The sequence below is a fragment of the Novosphingobium sp. B-7 genome (genome assembly GCF_000410615.1).
Classification (GTDB): domain Bacteria; phylum Pseudomonadota; class Alphaproteobacteria; order Sphingomonadales; family Sphingomonadaceae; genus Novosphingobium; species Novosphingobium capsulatum.
The window spans coordinates 1-4,319 of record NZ_KE148450.1 but is presented as its reverse complement, the minus strand read 5'-3'; the positions used below and the strand labels follow the sequence as shown (position 1 = coordinate 4,319).

At 66.8% G+C, this 4,319-nt stretch carries 5 protein-coding genes; 1 reads left to right on the top strand and 4 read right to left on the bottom strand.

The annotated features are described in order from the left end of the window. Nucleotides 1-933 (top strand): sensor histidine kinase (locus tag H926_RS29200; protein WP_237741119.1); only part of this gene is annotated, 933 nt, incomplete at its 5' end. Between the two features lie 12 nt (nt 934-945). Here H926_RS29200 and H926_RS0119955 read toward each other — a convergent pair. The 4 genes from H926_RS0119955 to H926_RS0119940 all read right to left on the bottom strand — a co-directional run. Further along, nucleotides 946-1,716, bottom strand: a complete 771-nt coding sequence (locus H926_RS0119955; RefSeq protein ID WP_028658270.1) for an enoyl-CoA hydratase-related protein — start codon at nt 1,714-1,716, stop codon at nt 946-948. A 93-nt stretch (nt 1,717-1,809) separates the two neighbouring features. Continuing rightward, on the bottom strand, nt 1,810-2,304 hold the full coding sequence (locus H926_RS0119950) for an aromatic-ring-hydroxylating dioxygenase subunit beta (RefSeq protein WP_022677856.1): 495 nt from the start codon (nt 2,302-2,304) through the stop codon (nt 1,810-1,812). Then, the gene (locus tag H926_RS29195) at nt 2,301-3,647 is read right to left on the bottom strand and encodes an SRPBCC family protein (RefSeq protein ID WP_022677855.1); all 1,347 of its coding nucleotides are present in this window, start codon (nt 3,645-3,647) and stop codon (nt 2,301-2,303) included. The genes H926_RS0119950 and H926_RS29195 overlap by 4 nt, the downstream gene beginning before the upstream one ends. A gap of 20 nt (nt 3,648-3,667) precedes the next feature. Further along, a partial coding sequence (locus H926_RS0119940) for a thiamine pyrophosphate-dependent enzyme (RefSeq protein ID WP_022677854.1) occupies nt 3,668-4,319 on the bottom strand: 652 nt, incomplete at its 5' end.

Genomic DNA, 4,319 nt, shown 5'->3' with positions numbered 1-4,319 from the left:
GGCGGCCGGGTTCATGCCCGGCAGGCGGTGATCCGCACCAGCCGGGGTGCAGTAACCCTGATCGCCGCCGCGCCATCGCAAGTGATTGCCCGGCCCATCCGCGCCGCGCTTGTCCCGCTCCTGTCGATCATTGCCGTACTGGCCGTGCTGTTCATGCTGGCCGCGCTGTTTCAGCTGCGCCTGGCGCTCAGGCCGATTGCCGCGTTGCGGGATCAGCTTGGCCAGATTCGCCACGGCACGCGCACCACCGTGGACGAGGATCAGCCAGCCGAACTGAAACCGCTGGCGGTCGAACTCAACGCGCTGTCCCGTGAAAGCGCCGCTGCCTTGCAGGCGGCCCGCGCATCTGCCGCCAATCTTGCCCATGCGCTCAAAACCCCTGTGGCGACGCTGGCCCTGACGGTGGACGGCGACGTCCGCGCGACCAGCCAAATCGCCAGGATCGAAGAGGTCATCCGCCGTCACCTCGCCCGTGCCCGTACCGCAGCGGTGGCGCAGCGCGCCCGCACGCCCCTGGCCCCGGCAGTGGCCGATGTGGCGCAGGTGATCGGCTCGCTTCACCCCGGCCTGGCGCTGTCGGTCGATGTGCCCAGCGCGCTGGCCGTCTCGCTTGATGCGCACGACCTGTCGGAAATCGTCGGCAATCTGCTCGACAATGCGGCCCGCCACGCCCGTTCGGCCATTGCCGTCACGGCCTGGGCAGACGGCGACCACACACGCGTGGCGATCGAAGACGATGGCCCGGGGATTGCCGCCAACCAGCGCGAACTGGCGCTGCAACCCGGCGTCCGCCTCGATGAAGCGCCGCAGGGCGACGGGTTTGGCCTGGCGATCGTTCGCGATCTTGTGGCGCTGCACGGCGGCACGTTGAACCTGGCGGAAGGTGCCCAGGGTGGCTTGCGCGTTGAGCTGGCGCTGCGCGCCGCCCGATAGCGTCCCTTCCGCTCAGCGCCCGGTGAACTGCGGCTTGCGCTTGTGCGCAAAGGCATCGATCGCCTCGGCAAAATCGGCAGTGCGGCCAGCGGCCGACTGGTTGGCGCGCTCGATCTCCAGCGTCGTCAAAAAATCGCATTCCAGCGCACGTGCAACCTGCCGGCGGATCATGCCCAGCGCGAGCGTGGGGCCAGCGGCAAGCCGGTGCGCCAGGGCCATGGCCTCGGCCATGACATCGTCATCTGGCACCACCCGCGTCACAAGGCCAGCCGCCTTGGCCTCTGCGGCCCCAAGCCGCTCGCCCAGCAGGGCCAACTCCAGAGTGCGACAGCGGCCAATGCTGCGAGCGGCCAGCCAGGTAGCGCCGGCATCGGGCACCAGGCCAATATTGGCAAAGGCCATGAGCAGGTAGCCGCTCTCGCCCATCACCACGAGATCGCCAGCCAGCCCCAGGCTCATCCCCGCGCCGGCGCACGGGCCATTGAGCGCAGTGACCAGTGGCACGTCGAGCGCAGCCAGCCGCGTGACCACGGGATGATAATAGGTGTCGAGCGTCTCGCCCAGGTCATCGGTTGCATTGCCGCCCAGATCGGCGCCCGAGCAGAAATAGCGCCCCTCGCCCGTCAGCACCACCGCCCGCGCGCCATCGGCCACTGCAAGGTCAAGCGCCTGGCCCAGTTCGACGAACATCGTCTCGCTCAAGGCATTGAGCCGATCCGGGCGATCGAGCGTGATCGTCACCACGTCGCCCTCGCGGGCATAGCGCACGGTCTGGAAATCCATCATCCTGCATCCTCTTGGCGACCCGCTGCCTTGTTCGCGGCGCGCAGCAAGGCACCATCGACGCTGGCCAGCTCCGGCGCAAGCGCGCGGCGATCAGATGGCGTTGATATCCACCACCGTCGGGATCGTATCATTGAGCAGGATGATCTTCTTGCGCGCAATGGACCACCCCGCTTCGGCGTGGACCAGGCGATATTCATAGCGGCCGAAGAACACGTCGGCCCGGTCCATCCGCACATCGAACCGATGACAGGTGAACGCCGCCGAGACAGTGCCCAGTTCCGCGTCGGTCACCAGGATGTTCGACACCAGGTGGACAACGCGTGGCGCTGGGCTGGATGCCACCGACAGCCCCGATTGCAGGCGCATGATCCGGTCCTCGATATTGCGCCGCCCGCGATAGTAGATCAGCGAGAGTTCGCGATCCGGATCGTCGGACAGCGTGACCTCGTCACGCCAGGTGGGCATCCAGAATTCGATGTCCGGCGTGAACAGCGCCAGCCATTCGGCATAGCGCCCAGAGTCCATCAGCAGGGCTTCGCGGTAGAGCAGGTCGCGCGCGGCCTCGTATGTCAGCGCTTGGCTCATGCGGCCAGCTCCGGCGCCATGCGTGCCGCCCAGGCGCGATAGTAGTTCTGCAGCAGGGTTTCATCGCTCAGCCGCGAATCCGCCAGCACATTGTGCGCGGGTTTGAGATCGATACGGTCGCCAAAGCGATTGCCGCCAGGCTGGGTCGCGGTCATCCCCCGCCCGTGTCCTTGCAGCCAGGGCTGCACCGTGCCGGCAAAGCCGGCCTGGCAGTTTTCATAGGACACCGTGTCATCGGGCGTGGCCATGCCGGTGGGATTGAAGAAATCCTCGTACTGGCGAATGCGCTGTCGCCGCGCCGCGGCGCTTTCGCCCTTGGGCGCGATGCACCAGGTGCGCATCTCGGTCATCCCCGGGCCGATCGGGCGGATTACGCGCAACTGGCTCGAGGCGTTTTCGGCGATCTGGAGATTGGGAAAGATCGTCAGGTTGCGCATGTTGAACATCCAGTCGCGCTTGCCCTCGCCCAGCCGCGCGCCCAGCACACCGGCCTGCTCATACAGGGGGATCGCCGGCGTGATGCCGAATATGCCCCAGTTGAGCACATGGCCGTGATCAAAGCTGAAGCTGCCTCCCGCCACGCCTTGCGCTTCTTCCTTCCAGTAATCGCTGTTTTCCCAGACCGATGCGACCACATCGGCGCTCATTTCCTGCTGCCGCCGCTCCAGCACGCTGATGTAGGAGGGGTGGGCCGAGGTGAAATGATACGCGTCCGAGCAGTTTTCGAGCTGGAGTTTCCAGTTGGCGGCAAAGGTGAAGGTGACCTGCCCCGGCACCAGTTCCAGTCCATCCTCGCTCTGATCCGCCACCAGGTCGAGCAGCTTGGCCGCCTCGCCCAGGTAATCGGCCAACGATAGTTCGCCAGGCGCCAGGCTGCCAAACAGAAAGCCGCGATAGTTGCCAAAGCGGGGCAGCGGCGCCAGGCCATGATCCTCGCTGTCGAACGCAGGCGTATAGCAGCCCGCGTTCTTCCACTTGATCGCGCGGTTGCGGCCGGCGCTGTCAAAGCTCCAGCTGTGATAGGGGCAGACATGCTGGCGCGCGTTGCCTTGGCGCACCTGTGCCAACCTTGCGCCCTTGTGCGGGCACGAGTTGATGAAGGCCCGCAACTGCCCCTCGCCATCGCGCTGGACCAGCACGGGGGCGCGGCCGACCGTGGTGGTGAAGAAATCGTGTGGCCCGGCGGCCTGTGATTCCATGCCCAGGAACACCCAGCCCTGCTCGAAGATCGCACGCTGTTCGGCGGCAAAGACATCGGCATCGGTGAAGATCGCGCGGTTCACGCGGAAGATGCCCTCGTCCGGCCGATCGTCGATCAGGTCGTCCAGTTGAAAGGTGCCCATCGCCTTGTCTCCCACCCGGCTCAATCGATCACCGCTTCCACCAGCGTCGGCCCGGCCGCCGCGAGCGACCAGGCCAATGCAGCATCGAGCGTGGCAGCGTCGCTGGCCGATCGGCCCGGAACGCCGTGCCCGGCGGCCAGCGCCACGAAATCCAGCTCGGGAAACTGCGTGCCGACCAGATGCTGCATGCCGAAATGACGGCCGAAATGATGCAGCGCCTCGTACCGCCCGTTCTTGAGGATCAGGAACGTGATCGGCAGGTTCCATTGCGCGGCGGCATGCAGGCCCTGGATCGCGTACATCGCCGACCCATCGCCCAAGACCGCGATGACCTTGTCGTGCGGGCGGGCCAGCGCCATGCCGACCGCCGCCGGCAGGCCATGGCCGAGGCCGCCACTGGCGGTGGTGTAAAAGGTATCTGGGCAAAGGATCGGCAGGCGATCATGCATCGGCCCGCGGCTCGAGGGTGCCTCTTCCACGATGATCGTCTGCGGCGCGCGCAGGTCGGCCAGCCGTTGCAGCACATAGCCATCGGTCATGGCCACGCCATCCAGCCGCGCAGGGCGCTGCAACGGCGCCGGCCGGGCACGCGGCGCAGGGCGGGAGGCAGCAAGCAGGGCATCGAGCGCATGGTGGCATTGCGCCACGATCGCCCGCCCCGCTGGCGCCCAG